Annotated in this window: 17 protein-coding genes; 9 read left to right on the top strand and 8 right to left on the bottom strand. The window is 41.7% G+C overall.

All coding sequences use genetic code 11. From position 1 onward, the window contains the following. Nucleotides 1–2: 2 nt before the first annotated feature. The 3 genes from FLL45_RS02350 (at nucleotide 3) to FLL45_RS02340 (ending at nucleotide 3,270) form a co-directional block, all read left to right on the top strand. A complete protein-coding gene (locus FLL45_RS02350) occupies nucleotides 3–971 on the top strand; it encodes a polyprenyl synthetase family protein (RefSeq protein WP_142888178.1) in 969 nt (322 codons plus the stop codon). A gap of 79 nt (nucleotides 972–1,050) precedes the next feature. Then, nucleotides 1,051–1,506: a YkgJ family cysteine cluster protein gene (locus FLL45_RS02345; RefSeq protein ID WP_246075733.1), complete on the top strand. Its 456-nt coding sequence runs from the start codon at nucleotides 1,051–1,053 to the stop codon at nucleotides 1,504–1,506. Nucleotides 1,507–1,692: 186 nt separating this feature from the next. After that, complete coding sequence (locus tag FLL45_RS02340; RefSeq protein WP_425456669.1) at nucleotides 1,693–3,270, top strand: phosphoenolpyruvate carboxykinase; 1,578 nt, start codon at nucleotides 1,693–1,695, stop codon at nucleotides 3,268–3,270. A 69-nt stretch (nucleotides 3,271–3,339) separates the two neighbouring features. Here FLL45_RS02340 and FLL45_RS02335 read toward each other — a convergent pair whose 3' ends face one another. After that, nucleotides 3,340–3,618: a peptidylprolyl isomerase gene (locus FLL45_RS02335; protein WP_142888176.1), complete on the bottom strand. Its 279-nt coding sequence runs from the start codon at nucleotides 3,616–3,618 to the stop codon at nucleotides 3,340–3,342. Nucleotides 3,619–3,773: 155 nt separating this feature from the next. Here FLL45_RS02335 and yacG point away from each other — a divergent pair, with 155 nt between their 5' ends. Beyond that, entirely contained in the window at nucleotides 3,774–3,962 is a 189-nt protein-coding gene (gene yacG / locus FLL45_RS02330; RefSeq protein ID WP_142888175.1) for a DNA gyrase inhibitor YacG, read from the top strand. 20 nt (nucleotides 3,963–3,982) lie between these two features. Here yacG and FLL45_RS02325 read toward each other — a convergent pair whose 3' ends face one another. The 6 genes from FLL45_RS02325 to FLL45_RS02300 form a co-directional block, all read right to left on the bottom strand. Further along, nucleotides 3,983–5,938 carry an alpha/beta hydrolase family protein gene (locus tag FLL45_RS02325; RefSeq protein ID WP_185964292.1) on the bottom strand — a complete coding sequence of 652 codons (1,956 nt, stop codon included), beginning with the start codon at nucleotides 5,936–5,938 and terminating at the stop codon, nucleotides 3,983–3,985. Nucleotides 5,939–6,031: 93 nt separating this feature from the next. Next, nucleotides 6,032–7,786 carry a single-stranded-DNA-specific exonuclease RecJ gene (recJ, locus tag FLL45_RS02320; protein ID WP_142888173.1) on the bottom strand — a complete coding sequence of 585 codons (1,755 nt, stop codon included), beginning with the start codon at nucleotides 7,784–7,786 and terminating at the stop codon, nucleotides 6,032–6,034. A gap of 2 nt (nucleotides 7,787–7,788) precedes the next feature. Next, nucleotides 7,789–8,712: a hypothetical protein gene (locus FLL45_RS02315; protein WP_185964291.1), complete on the bottom strand. Its 924-nt coding sequence runs from the start codon at nucleotides 8,710–8,712 to the stop codon at nucleotides 7,789–7,791. A gap of 395 nt (nucleotides 8,713–9,107) precedes the next feature. Further along, nucleotides 9,108–11,006, bottom strand: coding sequence for an AMP-binding protein (locus FLL45_RS02310; RefSeq protein WP_142888171.1), 1,899 nt, complete (start codon nucleotides 11,004–11,006; stop codon nucleotides 9,108–9,110). A gap of 73 nt (nucleotides 11,007–11,079) precedes the next feature. Continuing rightward, complete coding sequence (locus tag FLL45_RS02305; RefSeq protein ID WP_142888170.1) at nucleotides 11,080–12,900, bottom strand: sodium:solute symporter family protein; 1,821 nt, start codon at nucleotides 12,898–12,900, stop codon at nucleotides 11,080–11,082. A 9-nt stretch (nucleotides 12,901–12,909) separates the two neighbouring features. Then, on the bottom strand, nucleotides 12,910–13,167 hold the full coding sequence (locus FLL45_RS02300; protein ID WP_142888169.1) for a DUF4212 domain-containing protein: 258 nt from the start codon (nucleotides 13,165–13,167) through the stop codon (nucleotides 12,910–12,912). Nucleotides 13,168–13,351: 184 nt separating this feature from the next. Here FLL45_RS02300 and FLL45_RS02295 point away from each other — a divergent pair, with 184 nt between their 5' ends. The 5 genes from FLL45_RS02295 to FLL45_RS02275 all read left to right on the top strand — a co-directional run bounded on the left by FLL45_RS02295 (nucleotide 13,352) and on the right by FLL45_RS02275 (nucleotide 19,469). Then, nucleotides 13,352–17,161, top strand: coding sequence for a PAS-domain containing protein (locus FLL45_RS02295; protein ID WP_142888168.1), 3,810 nt, complete (start codon nucleotides 13,352–13,354; stop codon nucleotides 17,159–17,161). 141 nt (nucleotides 17,162–17,302) lie between these two features. Further along, entirely contained in the window at nucleotides 17,303–17,884 is a 582-nt protein-coding gene (locus FLL45_RS02290) for a hypothetical protein (protein WP_142888167.1), read from the top strand. 41 nt (nucleotides 17,885–17,925) lie between these two features. Further along, the gene (locus tag FLL45_RS02285; protein ID WP_142888166.1) at nucleotides 17,926–18,345 is read left to right on the top strand and encodes a hypothetical protein; all 420 of its coding nucleotides are present in this window, start codon (nucleotides 17,926–17,928) and stop codon (nucleotides 18,343–18,345) included. Nucleotides 18,346–18,569: 224 nt separating this feature from the next. Further along, nucleotides 18,570–19,025 (top strand): hypothetical protein, encoded by a 456-nt coding sequence (locus FLL45_RS02280; protein ID WP_142888165.1) that lies wholly within the window; start codon nucleotides 18,570–18,572, stop codon nucleotides 19,023–19,025. Nucleotides 19,026–19,136: 111 nt separating this feature from the next. Then, entirely contained in the window at nucleotides 19,137–19,469 is a 333-nt protein-coding gene (locus FLL45_RS02275; protein WP_142888164.1) for a hypothetical protein, read from the top strand. A 9-nt stretch (nucleotides 19,470–19,478) separates the two neighbouring features. Here the strand turns inward: FLL45_RS02275 and FLL45_RS02270 are convergent, their stop codons facing one another. After that, a complete protein-coding gene (locus FLL45_RS02270) occupies nucleotides 19,479–20,564 on the bottom strand; it encodes a c-type cytochrome (protein ID WP_210247093.1) in 1,086 nt (361 codons plus the stop codon). Between the last annotated feature and the right edge of the window lie 94 nt (nucleotides 20,565–20,658).

The following is a 20,658-nucleotide window of genomic DNA, read 5'->3' as shown; positions in this document are numbered from 1 at the left end:
AAATGGCTGATATCAAAACAATTACGCAATTAGTTAATGACGACTTTCAGGCGACCAATCAAGTAATCTTCGAACAGTTAGAATCAGACGTCGCGCTGGTCAATCAACTGGGTCATTATATCGTCGCAGCTGGCGGCAAAAGACTGCGTCCGTTACTGGTGCTGATGGTCGCAAATGCCCTCGGTTATCAAGGCAACAAACATCATATTGCTGCGGCTATCGTCGAATTCATTCATACAGCAACTCTGCTCCATGACGACGTCGTGGACGAAAGTGACAGACGTCGAGGTAGAGAAACCGCTAATGCATTATTTGGTAACGCGGCAAGTGTCCTGGTCGGTGACTTCTTATATACCCGCTCTTTTCAATTGATGGTTAAGCTCGACAAGATGCAGATTATGCAAATTTTAGCTGATACTACCAATCAAATTGCAGAGGGAGAAGTTCTGCAATTAATGAACTGCAATGACCCCAACGCGACGGAAGCTTCTTACTTTGAGGTCATCAGAAATAAGACTGCTATTTTGTTTGCAGCCGCTTGCCAATTGGGTGCTATTATCTCCGGCCATGATGAGCTCGCCGACGACATGCATGCATACGGCCTTCATCTGGGGCTTGCTTTTCAATTAATGGATGATGCTTTAGATTACACTGCAGACAGCGAGGAACTTGGTAAAAATGTCGGCGACGATTTAGCCGAAGGGAAGCCAACATTACCGCTAATTTATGCGAAACAACAAGCCGATGAAGCGGGCGAAGCACTCATCAGAAAATGTATCGAGAACGGTGGTTTAGAGCATCTTTCGGAGATTCAGCAAATTATCAAGCAAACCAAATCGATTGAATACACGCTAACCAAAGCCAATCATGAAGTCGTATTAGCAAAGCAGCGATTAGAGAAGATGCCAAATAATCCGTTTAGCAATGCATTAGCTGACTTAGCAGACTTAGCTGTTGCGAGGACATTTTAAAGCGGATTAGTATCAACGTTAATATAATAATAAATCATTAAAATTAGATTGCTTTGGATTAATATCTTAGGGGTAGCGGGTGAACAAAAAACACAAAACAATACCGGTGGTTAACCTCGCTACTTTCGACAAGAAAATGCCAAAACCTAAAGGCATGAATGCGGAAAACAAATGTAGTTATTGTTCACAATCGAAATGCTGTCAATACTCTACCGTCGAAGTTGAAACGCCCCGTTCTATCCGCGACTTTGATAATTTGGTTTGGCATGTTTCCCATCTCAATACTCATCTATTTAAAGACACTGACGGCTGGTATTTAGTTTTCTATGCTCAGTGCCAACACCTTGAGCCAAATGGCAATTGTGGAATTTATGAGAAACGCCCATTTATTTGCCGTGAACACACCAACGACCATTGCGAGTATGACATGGACATCAAAGCAGGTGCCGAACTGTATTTTATGGACTATGAAGAACTCGATAATTATTGTGCAAAACGCTTCAAAAACTGGCATAAAAGATTCGAAAAGTTATAAAAACCAACTATTTTTAAGTTTCTAGCCACCAATTGACAGCGGTGTCAATTATTTTTCTATTATTTACAGTCACTTAGCGACTCAGATCGATTTCCTATTGATGATTATTTTTACCCGTTAAAAACCCAAATTTAGTGTAGTTTAGCGAGATTTTATTTGCTAAAATGCCGCGCAATTTTTACCCGATTGCATACGTTTGCAATAAACCCGACCCCCCGGTGGAGACAGATGGCGACACAACACCTAAATTTAACGAGCGATCAATTGATCGATATGGCCCTCGAAAGGAAAGAAGGCGTTTTAGCGGCTAACGGCGCGCTAAGCGTTGAAACAGGCCTTAGAACAGGACGTTCACCTAACGACAGATTCATCGTTAGAGAAGCTTCTACTGAAAATGAAATTGATTGGGGCAAGGTCAACCGCCCATTCAATGAAGTTCAGTTTGATGCACTTTGGGAACGTGTTGAAAATTATTTGGAAGCAAAAGACGCCTACTTTACATCAGAGCTTCATGTCGGTTCTGATCCGGAGCACTACCTGCCTGTTCAAGTGAGAACAGAAACGGCTTGGCAAAACCTGTTTGGTCGCAACTTGTTCGTTCGTCCTACTGACTACAACCCTAAATCAAAAGATGAGTGGCAAATTTTAAATTGTGCGCACTTCAAATGTGACCCACAACGTGACGGCACTAATTCAGATGGTGTCGTTATTATCAACTTTGGTCAGCGTAAAGTTTTAATTGCTGGTATGCGTTATGCCGGTGAAATGAAAAAAGCCATGTTCTCGGTACAAAACTTTTTACTACCAGCCAAAGATGTATTGCCGATGCACTGTGCGGCGAACAAAGACAGCAAAGGCGATGTGACTTTGTTCTTTGGCCTCTCTGGAACGGGCAAAACCACCCTTTCTGCTGATCCTTCTTGCGAACTCATCGGCGATGATGAGCACGGTTGGGGTGAAGGCACTGTTTTCAACATCGAAGGTGGCTGTTACGCCAAAACAATCGACCTTTCGAAGGAAAATGAGCCCGTCATTTGGAATGCGATTAAGCGCGGGACTATCATCGAAAATGTTGTTTTAGATGACCAAGGTAATCCTGATTATAGTGACGTTTCTTTAAGCCAGAACGGACGTGCAGGTTATCCAAGAGAGCACATTGACCTTCGTGTTGAAGAAAATCGTGCTGGCGAACCTAAAGCAGTAGTGTTTTTGACTTGCGACTTAACCGGTGTTCTCCCGCCAGTATCGATTCTTTCAAAAGAAGCGGCTGCTTACCACTTCTTAAGCGGATACACAGCAAAAGTTGGTTCTACTGAAATAGGCTCAACAAAAGCAATTGAATCGACTTTCTCAACTTGCTTTGGCGCCCCATTCTTCCCTCGGCCTGCGAGCGTATATGCGGAGCTATTGATGAAACGCATCGAAGCAAACAATGCAAAGGTCTATCTTGTAAACACGGGCTGGACCGGTGGCTCTTACCATAATGGTGGAAAGCGCTTTAGCATTCCAACCACTCGAGCGGTTATTTCTGCAATTCAATCAGGCGAATTAGCTAAGGCAGAAACAACTCACATTGAAGAGCTCAACTTGGATGTTCCTGTCAATATCGAAGGCATCGATACGCGTCTCTTAGAGCCCAAGAAAACCTGGGACAATCACGCCGCTTACGACGAAGAAGCAAAAGCTGTGGCAGCGTTGTTCAAAGACAATATCGAGAAGTTTGATGTGTCAGATGCAATTAAAGCTGCGGGGCCGCGAGCTTAAATCTATTTAGCAAGAGCCTGACAATTAAAAAAGGGAGCATTTGCTCCCTTTTTTAGTGCGTTGATTATTTTAAGTTCGGCTAGTGACTTCTACCAGGTGATAACCGAATTGGGTTTTAACTGGCCCATGAACTTCACCGACGGCTTCGTTAAAACAAACTTGATCGAACTCTGCGACCATCATCCCCGGTCCAAAAGAGCCTAAATCTCCACCGCTTTTACCACTAGGACAAGTCGAGTGTTCTTTCGCTATCTCGCCAAAATCAGCACCGCCTGCAATTTGTTCTTTTAATTCATTACATTTTTCTTCAGTAGACACCAATATATGTCTTGCTGTTGCCGTAGCCATTTTTATCTCCAGTTTAATTATTTGTAACGGTCGCCGAAATTATAGTCCCGGTCGAAGATTTAATGAAGTAAAAATTCTTAAAACACTCGAGAACACTTTGCTTTAAGGAATTCAATATCAGATAATAGATACGTTACCGAAAAATTGAGCCCAACATGAACGAAGAACTCATTATATCTTGTCCAACCTGTAAAAAAAGTCTTCGCTGGAAAGACTGCGAGGAACATCGACCATTCTGCTCAAAGCGGTGCCAACTAATTGACTTGGGTGAATGGGCAAACGAAAGCCATTCAATCCCAGGCGAAAAAGTTTACTCCGAAGAAGATAATGAATCAAAATATTAGTCGGTTGCTCGACAAAAATATTATCGATAACTGCCGATGTTTTTCTCGATAAAGCCGATAGCCTTAGTTAGATACTCTGCTCGGTTCTCATCAGAATAATAACCATGCCCTTCGGTTTCTTTGACAAACCATTCGAACGGCAAGCCGTTGGCTTGTAAAGCTTCTTTCAACTTTTCAGCATGTTCAATCGGCGCTCGCTCATCTTTCTCTCCGTGAGCGATAAATATTTTCGCTTTGAGTTTCTTTACATGATTAATCGGAGAATATTCTTGCAGTGTCGCCTTATTGGTTCCTATTACTTTCTCTAAGTAAGATGCCCCCCAAAAAGATTCTTGAACATCTCCGTCCTCATATAAGAGTGCTAAATCATAAACGCCTACATTGGCAACAACGCACTGGAATAAATCTGGTTCAATTGTCGCAGACATAACCGCTGAGTATGCGCCAAAACTAGCCCCCATTATGCAAATTCGATCGGGATGAGCAATTTCTTCTTTAATCGCCCACTTGACTGATTGAATAATATCGCGCTGAATTCTATCGCCCCACTGCAATAAACCTTGTTGATAAAACTCTCTTCCATAGCCACCCGATCCTCTAAAATTAACCTGAAGCACTGCAAACCCTCTTGAAACAAGCGCTTGAACTTCAGAATGATATCCCCAACGATCTCTGACTCCGTGCGGTCCGCCATGAGGCATGACAACTAAAGGTTGCCTTTGCACTTTTGCATTTGTCGGACTAGTTAAGTACCCATTGATTTCAACACCATCATCAGCGATAAACTGAATAGCTCGCATAGGAGACAAGTTCTTTTCATTGATATGCGGATTCTTTTTGAATAAGGTTGCGAGCTTGTTTTGCTTATTGTTATACAAATAAAAAACGCCAGGGTTTGAATCACTACTGACTTTGACTATCGCTAGCGCTCCATCAGTCGAGAGGCTGGTTATATCAACAATCTGATTGGGGAACGTGGCAAGCATTTTTCTGAACATTGAATGCTCTGGAGACTCTGCAGGTACGATTGCGTAATTTGGGTAATCGGGATCAAACCTGATTGCGAGGATCTTTTTTTGGTCTGAGGTTAGCATCGCACTGGTAATGTCGACTAGAGGGTCCTTGAACATCAATGTTCTTTTTTGGGTCGCTAAGTTGAGGCGATACAAAGCGAGTGTATCGGTCTTAAAATTATCTAAAAAATAAAAATGATTACTTTCCGTGTCGAATACCAGTGGCGTAAAGTGTTCACCATACTTACCATTAGCAAACTCAGACCACTCTTTCGAACCCGAATCAAAGGAGTAGACTTTAAAGTTATCGTTTTCATCCGACCCACTAGACAATCTCAAATTGCCCTTAGTATCTGTAAAAAAATCACTCGAAGGAATTGGAGAATATGCCAGTGTCTTAACAATATGGCCCTTGTAAACATCAAGCAAAATTAGTTTTGGTTGTTTATCACCGTCTCGCGAAAAAGGCGTTGATTGAACTAAAATGTGTCGTTTATCACCATCCAGAAGATCGACTATCTCTCCCCACCCATAAGTAGAGACCTTTCGTTTTTTTGCCCCTGGACCCGCATTCGACTCACCAGCGTTGTAGCCAAAAATCATTTTTGGTCGTTCACCGGTTTTATCAATGGCATACAACTGACCGTAATACTCTGGTTCCTCACGCCACGCTCTTCGGTGTAATAACTTGAAAACTAATCGTTCGTTATTGACCCAATAGAACTCACCCGGTTCTTTTTTCCGATTGAATCCGATTTTATTGATAGGCTTTAACGACTCACTGTCAAAAAAAGCGATCGCTGCATCCTCGTTAATTAACGTCGCCGCTATCGTTTTACCATCGGGTGAAAGTTTAACTTGTCTAAACTCTTGCGATTTAGCAAAGTCTTTTATCTGATTAGCATTCGCGATTTGGAACTGAGTCAACAGTGCAATGCTTAAAAAGCAATAAAATAGTCTCATTGATGTAGTCATTTTTTCGTGATTTTTTATCATTGTTTTTTGTAATCTATTTTCGAATAGTTGTCTTTTTTACTACTTATTCGCTAACGGTATTTATCCTTCATCAATAATTTCTAGCTGTTCGATCATTAATTGAAGGTTGGTTTCCCCTCTAAATTCGTTGATATCCATCTTATACACAGCCACTACAGTATCTCCCACTTGGGCTTGTTGATTTTCAGGACAACGAAAATAAATCGCATCGACCGCGACTTCATCTTTAACTAGCACTAATTTTAAGTGCGCTTCTCCCAGTAACCGACAGTTGGCGACTTTAAAAACATTATCAAATGTGGGCTCAGGAAATCCTTGTCCCCATGGACCTAACTGTTTGAGTTGAGCGGCAAAGCTTAAGCTGAAGAGTTCATTGTCCAGATGCCCATCAGTTAAAACCTCATCACTAATCGAATTACCAGCTAGTATTTTTTCGACCGCCCAATTCAATCGCTCTGCAAATACTTGGAAATCTTTTTGTTTTATCGAGAGTCCTGCAGCCATTGCATGACCGCCAAATTTTTCAATGAGTTTCGGATTGTGACTATCAATTAGTGCCAAGGCATCTCGGATATGAACACCTTTAACCGAACGAGCTGAGCCTTTTATTATTGGTTGCTCTGAGTCATCGTCCCTAGCAAATACAATAGTAGGACGGTTGAGCCTATCTTTGACGCGAGATGCCAAAATACCGATCACACCTTGGTGCCAATTAGGATCAAACAAGCACATCGATAAAGGTCGCTTCTCATCTTTGAACTCATTATCAGCTTGAGAAAAATAGCTTTCCAAGTCAAGTTTGGCTTGCTCTAACATATCCCCTTCGATTTCACGGCGCGAACGGTTCAGGTTATCCAGTCGGCTGGCTATTGGCAATGCTTGTTCAATAGAATTGGCTAGCAGGCACTCAATGCCGATACTCATATCATCCAAGCGACCAGCAGCATTCAAACGAGGTCCAACCGCAAAACCAAGATCGCTTGCTTGGCACTTATTGATATCTCGTTTTGCCACTTGTAGTATCGCTTGGATACCAGGGCAAGCGTGACCACTGCGAATTCTTTTTAAGCCTTGTTCAACGAGTATCCGGTTATTGTTATCAAGAACCACAACGTCGGCAACCGTACCCAAAGCAACGATGTCGAGTAATGCTGCTAAATTTGGTTCTTCGATATCGTTTTGCTGAAACCAACCTTTTTGTCTCATCAAATTGCGAAGCACCAACATGGTATAAAACGCGACGCCTACCCCGGCAAGGTGTTTACTACTAAAACTATCCCGCGGTTGATTAGGGTTCACAATAGCGAGCGCATCTGGTAACTCATCTCCAGCTAAATGATGGTCCGTGATGATTACCGGTATATTTAAATCATTGGCTCTTGCCACACCATCAATATTAGCAATCCCATTGTCGACTGTAATCATTAAATCGGGCTCGAGTGTTGCGGCATGCTCGACTAATTTCACCGACAAGCCATACCCAAATGCAAATCTATCCGGCACTAAGTAATTGACTTTTTTAGCCCCTAACGAACGTAATGCTTTAATCATTACCGCACTACTTGTTGCCCCATCACAATCAAAATCTCCGACGATTAAAATCGAATCTTGGCGTTGAATTGATTCAAATATTTTCTCGGCTGCAAACTCAATATTTAACAGTTGCGTCGGGGAAATTAAGTTGGCTAATCGATAATCCAACTCAGCAACATCATTTATACCCCGGGCAGATAGAATACTTTGGATTTTCGGGTGAAAATCTTTTAACCCAGCGACGGGCGATGATTCCCTATGCTTAATTTTTTTGATGACCATTGTTACTGCTTCAATAGACGCTTAAACTTTGAGAGAAGGCTCTCATTTGACTGAAATACGATTTTAGCATCTGCGCAATTGATAACGATGCCTAGATATTGTTTCTCCTTCAATGAAGTTTGTATTTGATGAATAATTTTCAAATAGTTTTCTTTTTCAGAATCAAAATTAATCAAAAAAACGTTTCCCTCAATATCAGAAAGATCAGCCACAGGTTGTTGGCTGATAAGACTGTTCATACAAAACGACTTCACAAGTTCGTTGTCTGAACACACGACTAGTTGTTCTCTATTAATGAATGGTAATTCGTTGTTGTCTTTAACATTGACGGGATCATAAAAATGGACATTGATCAGCGTCTCTGGAGCCGAAGGCGTGAGCCCTTGATAATCCATCATTTCTTTGATCAACATTTGTATCTCAGTGTTGAGTTTTTGCCAATCACTCGCCTGTTTTCCTCGATAGCCTTGATCGAACATATCTTTACCAATCAAACGTCGGATGCTTTGAGATTCTAAAGTCAGTTGCTTGTCCGAAATGTACAACCAGCTATATTTATCAACGAGTAATAAACGCTCATGAGGTCCCATCAATCTTTCATTGACCTGCGCTACAATTCTAATCGCATCATTCTCTGAAATAGCCAGCTGTTGTTGTCCCATCATGTAGGCACCGCGATGAGTCAATTGAAGTAATACAGGATCACAGCAGCAAGCAAACTGATCGTCTTTTTCACTATTGAATTGAGTTACTCGCAGTTGTGCCCAAGGTAACTCTTCTCGAGGGTAATCAATTGCTTCGATAAAATCTTGCTGCCAGTCTTTATCCAGCTTTTCGACTGAGCAATCGGTTTGTTCAATATTCAACCCAAGCGCTTCTATTTGGTATAAGCATAGATGCGGTAGATAGACGGTTAGGTGAGTCAATTGAAATTCTCGGTTTAAATCAAATAATAAAGTTTAGTTTGGCTTATCGTTGAATGATGATCTTATTGGAATGATTAAACCCTAAAAAAGCTATTTACTTCAATCTTTTTTAGTATTTGATTGACTGACAAGATAAAACTAATCCGTTTGCAAAGATTTTTTGATTATTTTTTAAACAAAGGGGCCCCATAAAGAAGTCGAAACAAATGATTGCTAATGGGCTTAAGAAAATCTTGCGCTTCAATGGATTTCACTGACTTTCTTTATCAATTTCCTATACCAGCTTACTTTGACAACTTCCTATACCAGCTTTTTGTGCTACCTTCTTTTGCTAACTGCCTTAAGCATTGTTCTCTGCTGACACCAGTAATCTCAATTATTCATCTAACGACTAATTATAACTGAGCTAGCGCCGATGAGACTTGACTCAAAGAATCGGGATTATCAATGGTTGCGGGGACTTCATATTTTTGATGCCGCGCAATTTTCTTCATTGTACTTCTGAGTACCTTACCTGAACGCGTTTTTGGCAATGCATCGATGACAACGGCAGACTTGTAGCTATAGACCGCACCTAATTTGTCTCGCACAAGTTGAACCGTATTTGATTGAATTTCGGCAGATGACGCTTGACACTGTTCATTCAACACAAGCAATGCGACAGGAATTTCTCCTTTAAGATCACACGGTATGCCAATAACTGCACACTCCGCAACATCCGGATGACCGGCAATAACTTCCTCTATCGCCCCGGTGGACAAACGATGACCGGCCACATTAATAATGTCATCGGTTCGCGACATGACAAAAACATAGCCATTTTCGTCAATAAACCCCGCATCTCCTGTTTCGTAGTAGCCCGCAAAACGTTTAAAATAACTTTCTTTAAAGCGTACTTGATCTTTCCACAGTCCGATAAAAGTCCCTGGAGGTAACGGTGTCTTGATGGCCAGTGCACCAATTTTTCCTTGTTCAATTGGCTGACCATTTTTGTCTAAAACCGCCAGCTCATATCCCGCGACAGCTTTAGTTGGTGAACCAAGCACAATCGGCAATTGCTCAATCCCCAAACAGTTTGCACAGATTGACCAACCGGTCTCAGTTTGCCACCAATGGTCAATAACAGGTACTTTGAGCTGCGCTACAGACCACTGAAGGGTATCGGCATCAGAACGCTCACCCGCGAGAAACAGCGCTTCAAGGCAAGACAAATCACACTTTGCCTCACGCATCAATTTGCCTTGAGGGTCGAGTTTTTTGATTGCTCGAATTGCAGTCGGTGCGGTGAAAAGTGTCTTCACTTGGTGTTTTTCAATCGTCTTCCAAAAGACATTGCTATCGGGCGTACCGACTGGTTTACCTTCAAATAAGACGGTTGTGTTTCTATTGATTAACGGCCCGTAGACAATATACGAATGCCCGACTACCCAACCAATATCTGAAGCAGCCCAAAAAGTCTCACCAGGATTCATATTATAAATATTTTGCATGCTCCACTTTAAAGCAACACAATGGCCGCCATTATCCCTGACTACGCCCTTGGGTTTGCCGGTAGTGCCTGAAGTGTAAAGAATATAGAGCGGATCACTCGCATCAAGTGGCTCACACTCAGCGGGCTGCGCATTGGCCACAAAATCCACCCAGCCAATATCCCCGCTGTAGTCCAATTGAGCAGCTAGTTGCTCTCGCTGAAAGATAACTTGAAAATCAGGTTTATGCTGGCTGAGTTGCAATGCTTGATTAAGTAACGCTTTATAGTCAATGACTTTATTTCCTTCAAGTCCGCATGAAGCGGTCAAAACAACCTTGGGCTCAGCGTCATCGATTCGGACCGCTAATTCCTTCGATGCAAATCCGCCAAATACGACGGAATGAATCGCGCCGATCCGCGCACAAGCGAGCATAGCGACGACTGCTTGGGGAATCATTGGCATATAAATAACCACTCTATCGCCTTTAGATACCCCTTTGGCTTTAAGCGCACCGGCGAACGTTGCCACTTGCGCCAACAACTGCTTGAAGGTGAAGCGTTGCGTTTGGCCGCTGACTGGGCTCTCGTAAATTAAAGCCGTTTGTTCGCCAAAGCCATTGGCAACATGTACGTCAAGCGCATTAAAGCAAGTGTTTAATTTGCCACCTCGAAACCAATTTCCAATAAACGCATTTTCTTCCACTCGATTTAATGCTGCGATAGGCGGTTCAAACCAGCTAATTTTACCTGCGGCTTGCAGCCAAAACTTGTTAGGTTCGAGCAAAGATTCAGCGTATATCTGATTGAAGTTTAATTTAGACATTGGTACTTGCGACTCGAAGGTAGATATTAAGGCTATGTCCCTCTCTTTCGTTGTAAAAGAGAGGGACTTTTGGCTAATGCGCGTGAGCTTGTTCTGCACCCCGCGGAATTCGAAGGCTCGCCACCATCTCTTGAACTTCTTTAGGTGGTTCTTCAGTTAAATGGCTAACCGTCAATGCAACAACAAAGTTAAATATCATTCCCAGTCCGCCGATCGCTTGAGGGGTAATTCCAAACAACCAATTTTCTTCAATATTGGCTGCAAATGGTTCGATAAAGACTCCTTTGAAATAGACGATATAGCAGAAAGTAAAAATTAATCCCGTCAACATTCCAGCAATAGCCCCTTTACGATTAACTCGCTTACTAAAGATACCAAGCAGGATCACTGGGAATAACGATGAAGCTGCTAAACCAAAGGCCATTGCGACGGTCTCGGCGACCCATCCAGGCGGATTAGCCCCCAAGTATCCTGCAATTAAAATCGCCACCGTGATAGCAATTCGCCCATACATCAACTCCTGTTTTTCCGAGATTTGCGGTGCAAAGGTCTTCTTCATTAAATCATGCGAAATTGCCGCTGAAATAACCAGTAATAGTCCCGCCGCGGTCGATAATGCGGCAGCGATACCGCCAGCGGCAATCAGCGCAATCACCCAACCGGGAAGCCCTGCTATTTCAGGGTTTGCCAACACCATAATGTCTCGATCGACATAAACTTCGTTGGCGAATGGGGCACCTTCTGCGACCTCTCCTTTGCCAGGGTTAGTTACAATTCGTTCTCCTTGTGCACCTCGTTCTTCAGCGAAAGTGGGCTTTTTACCGTCAAGCGGATTCCCTTTGGCATATTGAATTTTGCCGTCCTGATTATGGTCATACCAAGCAAGCAGCCCAGAATTCTCCCAAGTTTTGAACCAACTCGGCATTTCAGAGTATTCAGTTCCGGTCACTTCGTCTCCATTAATCGTGTTGACTAAATTAAAACGCGCCATTGAACCGACCGCGGGCGCAACCGTATAAAGTAAAGCGATAAATAACAATGCGTAACCGGCAGACTTTCTTGCGTCTGATACTTTAGGTACGGTAAAGAACCTGACTATTACGTGAGGTAATCCTGCGGTACCAGCCATTAACGCCATGGTTAAGAAAAACAAGTTAGTGGTACTTTGCGTTCCGTCAGTGTAAGCGCTGAATCCTAAATCGGTGATAACCTGATCGAGCTTATCGAGCATGTAGACCGAGGGATCACTGGCAAGCGTGCTACCAAATCCTATTTGCGGGAGCGGATTGCCAGTAATTTGCAGCGAAATAAAGACTGCCGGGACGGTATAAGCAAAAATTAAAACACAGTACTGAGCCACTTGGGTGTACGTGATACCTTTCATGCCACCCAATACTGCATAGACGAACACAATAGCCATACCGATCATCAATCCGGTAATAATATCGACTTCTAAAAATCGTGAAAATACAATCCCAACACCTCGCATTTGACCGGCAATGTAGGTAAAAGAAATAAATATCAAACAAATAACGGCAACGATACGCGCAGTATCTGAGTAATAACGTTCGCCGATAAATTCAGGTACAGTAAACTTCCCATATTTCCTTAGATAAGGAGCAAGCAACATCGCGAGTAACACGTAGCCACCCGTCCACCCCATAAGATAAACAGAAGCGTCGTAGCCCAAGAAAGCAATCAAACCGGCCATGGATATAAAAGAAGCAGCAGACATCCAATCGGCGGCAGTCGCCATTCCGTTATAAATTGGTTTTACTCCGCCCCCAGCAACATAGAACTCCCCCGTACTACCTGCTTTGGCCCAAATTGCAATCGCAATGTAAATTGCAAAAGAAAGACCGACAAATAGAAAAGTAAGCGTTTGAGTTTCCATCAGTCTCTCCTAATCGTTTACGTTATATTTTTTATCTAACTTATTCATCTGGTGCACATAGAAAAAAATCAGTGCCAGGAACGTATAAATCGAACCCTGCTGCGCAAACCAAAACCCCAACTTAAAACCGCCCATGCGAATTGCATTGAGCTGCTCTACCAGCAACACACCGAATCCAAATGAAACGATGAACCAAATCGCCAAACAGAGGAACACTAGCTTAATATTTTCGCGCCAGTATGCCTCGTGATTTTCTTGTTCTGTCATATTTCCTCCTCAGGCGAGTTTTTCTGTAACTAACTTAAGATTTTTCAACGCTATGAATTTAACTAAATCAGCCGCAAGTTTCCTTTCGACTTTAGTCTATAAAACTGACGAGCGAGTTTGACACGCAAGAGATTTAGCAATACCTTTAAATAAAACAATTACTTATCGGACACCGCCAGGGCAAATGATCTCCACATTTCAAATTATCCTGATTGCTTTTATCTATGTGGTTATCTTATTTTTTATTGCTTATTACAGTGATAAGAACAAGCCAGCACATTTTTCTGGTACGCGTAAGGCCTTGGTTTATAGCTTCTCCATCGCTATTTATTGTACTTCCTGGACTTTTTATGGTGCGGTGGGTAGCGCTTCGGACAGTGGTTGGAGTTATCTCCCGATCTATCTCGGTCCTATTTTGGTCTATACACTGGGATGGCCACTTTTAAAACGTTTCGTCACCGTAGGCAACGAACAAAATACCACATCAATATCTGATTTTATTGCAGCACGATATGGTAAGTCTCAAGTGATTGCAGCAATCGTCACTATTATCGCAATAGTTGCAATTATTCCTTATATTGCATTGCAACTAAAAGCGATCACAATGAGCATTGAGGTTTTTGATGCTCAGCAAAATCTTTTCGATGAAACCCATTACAATGCTTTCTTTATTACATTACTCCTTATTGTTTTCTCTGTACTCTTCGGCACTCGCAATATTGATGTCACCGAGCATCAATATGGAATGATGAATGCCATTGCCTTTGAATCAATTATTAAACTAATTGCTTTTTTATCAATTGGTATCTATGCACTTTACTCAATTTTTGATGGCCCCGTTGACCTGATTAATCAGCTGCAACAGTCCACCGACATTAACCAGTTCAGTTTCTCGCAAATCAATTGGGAAACAACCATTACAGTAACTATACTAGCGGCGGTCGCTATCTTTTGTTTACCGAGACAGTTTCATGTCACCGTTGTCGAGTATCACCAAGAGAAAGACTTAAAATATGCTCGAATCATATTCCCCATTTATTTGTCACTGATTTCATTATTCGTTATTCCTATTGTCGTCGCTGGAAATCAGTACTTCGCCGGTTCAGGCACTCCAGCTGACACCTATATTCTGGCATTGCCAATTGCACTCCAAGAAAGTACCTTGAGTGCATTAGTATTCATCGGTGGCTTATCAGCAGCAACTGGCATGGTGATAGTCGCGACAGTCGCCTTGAGTACGATGGTCAGCAACGACCTCGCCTTGCCAGTCTTACTGAAACAAGGACAATTTAGAAACCAATCTTTTACTCGTCGAATGCTGATAATTAGGCGCCTTACTATCGCGGTATCGTTGCTGTTAAGTTTTGGCTTTTATCGATTACTCGAAGAAAGCCAATCTCTAGCCTCAATCGGTTATTTATCGTTCACCGCGGTTTTACAGTTCGCGCCAGCGTTATTTATCGGTTTATTCTGGTCAAGAGCCACTCACCAAGGTGCTATCGCAGGGTTGTTAAGTGGCACGGTATTTTGGTTTATTTTAACTTGGATCCCAACCATTAACGGCGAAGATTTATTGTCGAATAAAAATAGCTATACTGGTTTATCTATTCTTAGTGAATCATTATTGATATCGACAATATTTAATGTATTTTCTTTAGTTTTTGTTTCCAAGCTGTCCACCCAAACACTTCCCGAAAAAATTCAGGCTTATGCGTACACTCGCTCTCGCCCCAAGTCGATTAGCAAAAAAGAAATTACCAAAGAAAGTCGGCAAATTACGGTTGGTGATTTAAAAACTCTAGCGGCAGCAATTGTTGGCCACGAGCGCATGATTGCCGCATTTGAAAGCTTTGCATCGGCATTTAGTGATAATGATTTAGCGGACTCATATTTGGTCGATCAGACCGAAAAAATATTGTCCACCGCGATCGGCGCTTCATCAGCGCGAGTTGTTTTGTTGTCAGCATTAAAAGAAAAAGGTTTTAGCGTCGAAGATGTCATTAATCTGTTGAGTTCTACTTCACAAGCACTCAAATTTAACCGTCAACTTGTCGAAACTACAATGGATAATATTTCCCAAGGAATCAGTGTCAGTGATAGTAATAAAAACATCGTTGCTTGGAATTCAAGTTACCAGCGGCTGATGAATTATCCTGAAGGTTTCTTGCAAATCGGTATGCCAGTCGCTTCGTTGATTCGGTTTAATGCAGAGCGGGGTTATTGTGGACCAGGAGAAGTACAAGAACACGTCGATAAACGACTTGAGCATCTATCATCTGGACTGAGCTACCGATTTGAAAGAGAACGAAATGACGGCATGGTGATAGAGATTGTTGGTAATCCCCTTCCTGAGGGCGGATACGTAACCACCTATACTGATATTTCTGAATATAAATCAATTGAAGCCGCTCTGAAAGAGAATGAAAGAAATACCGCACTATATACCGACAACTCGCCCGCGCAATTGGCCTATCTCGACAAGAATTTAACCTATGCTTTTGTCAACAAGGCATTTGCTAAGCATTCAGGATTAGAAAAATCAGAAATTATCGGCCAACCGGTTACTAAAGTCTTATCCGCTGAGGAACTTGAGTTCAAGCAACCCTACATCGCCGCTGCGATGATGAATCAAAAGCAGCAGTTTGAATGGGAAGATTCCAGCGATGACTCGCGATATTACTTAGTCACCTATATTCCCAACCTCAATGAAAAGAATGAAGTCGACGGCATTTATACGATTTCTCAAGATATTTCTAATCGCCGCAAAGCAGAATTAGCTTTAAAGGAAATCAATGTAACCTTGGAACAAAGAGTAGCGATGCGAACTGACGAGCTACATTCCACCGTTAAAGCATTAGAAGCCGTTAAGCAAGAGGCAGAAAAAGCGAACAAAAGTAAATCACGCTTTTTGGCTGCTGCCAGTCATGATCTATTGCAACCCTTTAACGCTGCTCGTTTATTTAGTGAAATGTTAAAATCGGAATCGACCAATATGAGCGAAGCTCAAGCAGAACTGGTCGAAAAAACTGATCAGAGCTTAGCTGTTGCCGAAAACATCATTCGCTCGCTGGTTGATATTTCAAAGCTTGATAGTGGTACGGTTCACCCCAAAACACGAACTTTCGACGTATACGAATTACTCGACTCAATTGAAAAACAATTCTCAAGTTTCGCGACGAATAAAAACCTTAAATTTAAAGTTTTCAAAAGGCATCTTTATGTTAAAAGTGATCCCGAGCTACTTTACCGAATTGTTCAAAATTTTGTCAGTAATGCAATCCGTTATACTCAACAAGGTGGCGTGATTGTCGGTTTACAAAAACGAAAATCGGAGATTCGCTTATCGGTTTGCGACACAGGTATCGGTATTAAAGAGGCCGATCAACAAGACATTTTTAACGAATTTAAACGAATCGCCGATCCCTCATTGGGAGAAAGTGAATCAGGGCTCGGGCTAGGTCTCTCTATTAGCGAACGACTTGCCTCAGTCCTTGATCATAAAATAGACCTTCGCTCTAATTATGGACGCGGAACTCGCTTTTCGATTTATGTCACAGCGACTAGTGAGCAGTCTACTCAAGCGATACAACAAGCTCAGCAACCTTCAACTGATATTTTAAAGGGAATAAATGCATTATGTGTCGATAATGAAAAGCCAATCACCGACGCAATGACGATGCTACTTGAACGCTGGAAGTGTAACGTCAAAAGCGCAAACTCAGCAGAGGAAATCGACATAATATTGGAGCAATCTTTTATTCCAGACATCATGCTAGTTGATTATCAGCTCGAGCATGGAAAAACCGGCTTGGCGTTTATCGAAACGATGCGAGAGAAAACCGGTATAGAAATTCCAGCAATCATTATTACTGCGGATCATACGCCTGAAGTTGAGAGCAAGATCAAGCAATTTGGCGTTCCGATTATTCGAAAACCGGTTAAACCCGCTATTTTAAGAGTGAGCATTAATTCGATTTTAAGGAATTCTCACTAAACTGAGTAACGACTATGAATGATAAAAAGTAAATAATTAATCTTAAAATCGAGATATTTTTTCAATCAAGACTAGACAAAGAAATGCCAGCGGTTAACATCTAATGACTCTAAGGAAGGAGATAGAAAAAGTTAATTCAATATGAAAATCTTATATGCATTTTCTAGCCTGCAGATAGTAGCGATATTATTTCTTATCACAAAAACCATCTCACTCGAAGAAGAGCTGGGTGCGCTTAAAACGCAACAGAGCCAATACAGACAGTCGCATTCTCTCTTAAACCAGCAACGTCACGCAGAACTCAACCAGCCAAATGACATTCATCAATCAGTGGAGCTTGAAAAGGTCAATAACCTTGAAGCGATTAATAAACAATCATCAATTATAACCTCTGATTTATCACTAGATAACCAGTTAATTGATTATGAAAAAATTCGAAAAATAATCAACCAAGAAATGACCTTAGCCTTAACCGAACAAAGTAATCAAAATTCGTCATTCGCTATTAATCAAGACCCGAATCATCATAAAGATGACAATCATGCATTAGTTGAACGAATTGATAGTGAGCTAGACGCCTATCTTAGTGATGGAACACTCAGCCAAAATGAGTTATCTCACATTGAAAGCGAATTAGTTTATCTTAACTTTAAGGATAGACAAAAAGTACTTCGTAAAATGGCAACAGCCATGAATGAAGCAAAAGCAAGGTTTAGCAATTAGATTTGCTAATCAAAATTTCAAACTGAAAAAAGGGAAGTAAAATGAAGATCAAAAGTATTTTAGTTGTTTTTCTAGGGACTTTAATGTCGGGAAGTGTGTTGGCTGGATTGACGCAACCTGCCGAAGTAACCATTGATACTGAAAACAGATTAGCTACTGGAGACATGAATACAGCGCGTCGCTCTGATAATGAATTCGCTTTTATTGGCTGCGGTGTTCGAGTAATCTCAGTAAGTGAAACGGAAGTCATTAATTTTGGCTTTTGCCAGGCCGGCATTGGTGAAGCAGAAGAAGAGCGTATCACCTGCTTTACTCAAAATGCTCAGCTACTCGATGGGATTAAAAGCATCGCCGACTATTCGTATGTTACCTTTAGCTGGGATGAAAATGGTGACTGCACTCGAATTGGGAATTCGACGCAATCTTTTTACCTACCTAAGGTAAAAGTTAAAAAGAAATAAGCAGACCGATTATCGATACTAGCGCCTATCATCTAGGCGCTTTTGAATTCGCTTTATAATTGCTGATTGCGTAATTTCACGATTCTGAGCATCACTGACAATCCACTTCTGAATGCGTTAGCTAATAACTACTGTGTTTGTTTTTTATTAACCGCAATTTGCCCCTTGAAATAAACCAATTCGTCCCCATCCTTGAATACAGAATATCTCTATCGATATAAACCATGAATTTGAAAGGCTATCTCTATCTACTCGCTTGTACAATTTTCTGTACTTCGGGTTTAGTACTAGCAAATGATACAACACACCACTTGATAAAAAGTGACGCGTTTTCTTCGCCCTATTATATCGAAGAAAACATTAATAATGCGCAATCTAAGCGCGCCGTATTAAAGCCGCTTAAGCGACTCAATCGATACGCGAAAGCAAGCATAATCAAAACGCTTATTAATGGCACCTCCCCCTTTACCACTCAGCACAATCACGCTTTACTTATCGGTTTTTTGCCTTTCCATTCTTCGCCTTTCTATTCTTTACGTGTCCATCATCAACAAGTCGCCCGATTGCAAATCACCGCTCAAAAACACTTAGCCGGTCACCTAAAAACCATTGCTTCAGAAAGACGCTTTATACTCATGCTTACCTCTGGTTTGATTTCTGAACCAGCACTCCTGATTTAAAACTTACTAATTTTTAGCTCAACAATGCACCCGAGGGCGTTCGTGCTAAAGCCTGGGTGAGTCAGTTTTAACTTTTACCATTACCCAAACAACTTTTTCAGGAGTAGTGTAATGACTATAGAACAATTGCTTAACGGAGCCCATGAGGTTGTGGAGATTTACGAATTTTGGTTAATCGTTTTCGGTCTAATTTTAATGCTCGTAAAGCTCTATCAATGGGCGAAAAATAGGAAGACTGGCGCACTAGTCATCGGTATTTTAGTACAAATGGTGCTTCCAGATCCTGAGATTGAACAGCGAATAAAAATTATTCAAGAAAAGAAGCAAAATAAAAATCAACAACAAGAGAATGACTGCGATCTCTATGACAGGCTGTTCGATAAAAACGCTAATTGTTTAGACAATGTTTCGACTGCTAGTGAACCAGAGGATTCCAAAAAGTGATTGATGGTTTTACTCAACAGCCTCTCGACGAGAGACTGGGTAGCCCAAATTCATCCACCCAAAAATACCTTCATACAAAACAGCTGTATTGTCAAAGCCTCGATTGCGCAGTTGTCGTACGACATGGTCGGCGGCTGCCCTTGGGCAGGAACAATAAGCAACAATCTGAACATCTTTGGGTAAGTCCTTAACTGTTTCATCGAGATCAGCATAATATGGTAGTGGAATTGAACCTTCTATATGTGCCGTTTGCCAAACCGAAGGCACCCGAGTGTCAAGCAATACGATTTTGCTTTTGGCTTGCAAAGCAGTGTTGAGATCTTCTGCTGAAACATAGAGGTCTTCCTGAAGTTTAAAGTTGGGGTGCGGACCATCCGGATTAACAACATATTCATCGGGTGTCGGTAACCTTCTTAGTACCGTCTTTTTCATTTCCCAGCCACTTGCTTTACTCCTTAAGAAAGCAGTGACATTATCGATTTCTTGTTCAGTCAAGATCTCGGCATAAGCTTTCATTGGTGTACCTTGGCGCCCATGACGAATAGCATAACGAATAACTTCATCCGTGTTGTGTGCCAACGCAGATTGATTTCCTAGCGCTGGTGCAGTGACGCCTTCGCCGTTTTTACCATGACAAGTTGCGCACTCTTTTTGATAAACCAGCTCGCCTTTAGTGACATCACCAATAACGGGGTTTGTTGACAGCCTCACCCTTTCCGCACCGGATTTTTCGAACAACCAATAGGTTAAATTCCAAGTTTCTTCGAGAGTTAGCGGACCTCCGACTTCATCGAGATAACCTGCCATTGGTGTCCCTTCTCGACCATAAGATAATGGTCTTAGTACCGCATGAGGGATTCCAGATTCAAATAAACTTTTGCTGCGTAATGAAGGCGCATGATCATTAACGTGACCTTGACGGTCTTCACCATGACATAAGACGCAGTATTTCTTATAATTCGCTTCAGCAACCTCGGCTTGTTGTGGCGTCAGTTTTCGCGGCGGTCCCATTTTGCTGTAGGTATATTCTTTTGCAATTAGTTGAGCACTTAGTAATGCGATTAAAAAGAAAGCCAGTATTTTAGGAAACTTCAAGAACAACTCCATAAGAACAAATGAAGAAATATCATCAACCAGTATTATTGGTTAGTTTAAGCTTCATTAGTATATCAACATGCCAATAAATATC

It is taken from the genome of Aliikangiella marina (assembly GCF_007004765.1).
In the GTDB taxonomy this organism is placed as follows: Bacteria; Pseudomonadota; Gammaproteobacteria; order Enterobacterales; family Kangiellaceae; genus Aliikangiella; species Aliikangiella marina.
The sequence above is the reverse complement of the archived record's forward strand: the minus strand, read 5'-3'. Positions and strand labels throughout refer to the sequence as shown.

Coding starts and splice junctions, on each gene's coding strand:
- FLL45_RS02310 (WP_142888171.1), bottom strand. CDS start 11,006: ATGTCTAAATTAAACTTCAATCAGATATACGCTGAATCTTTGCTCGAA.
- recJ (WP_142888173.1), bottom strand. CDS start 7,786: ATGGTCATCAAAAAAATTAAGCATAGGGAATCATCGCCCGTCGCTGGG.
- FLL45_RS02285 (WP_142888166.1), top strand. CDS start 17,926: ATGAAGATCAAAAGTATTTTAGTTGTTTTTCTAGGGACTTTAATGTCG.
- FLL45_RS02290 (WP_142888167.1), top strand. CDS start 17,303: ATGAAAATCTTATATGCATTTTCTAGCCTGCAGATAGTAGCGATATTA.
- FLL45_RS02300 (WP_142888169.1), bottom strand. CDS start 13,167: ATGACAGAACAAGAAAATCACGAGGCATACTGGCGCGAAAATATTAAG.
- FLL45_RS02325 (WP_185964292.1), bottom strand. CDS start 5,938: ATGAGACTATTTTATTGCTTTTTAAGCATTGCACTGTTGACTCAGTTC.
- FLL45_RS02280 (WP_142888165.1), top strand. CDS start 18,570: ATGAATTTGAAAGGCTATCTCTATCTACTCGCTTGTACAATTTTCTGT.
- FLL45_RS02350 (WP_142888178.1), top strand. CDS start 3: ATGGCTGATATCAAAACAATTACGCAATTAGTTAATGACGACTTTCAG.
- FLL45_RS02275 (WP_142888164.1), top strand. CDS start 19,137: ATGACTATAGAACAATTGCTTAACGGAGCCCATGAGGTTGTGGAGATT.
- FLL45_RS02305 (WP_142888170.1), bottom strand. CDS start 12,900: ATGGAAACTCAAACGCTTACTTTTCTATTTGTCGGTCTTTCTTTTGCA.
- FLL45_RS02335 (WP_142888176.1), bottom strand. CDS start 3,618: ATGGCTACGGCAACAGCAAGACATATATTGGTGTCTACTGAAGAAAAA.
- yacG (WP_142888175.1), top strand. CDS start 3,774: ATGAACGAAGAACTCATTATATCTTGTCCAACCTGTAAAAAAAGTCTT.
- FLL45_RS02295 (WP_142888168.1), top strand. CDS start 13,352: ATGATCTCCACATTTCAAATTATCCTGATTGCTTTTATCTATGTGGTT.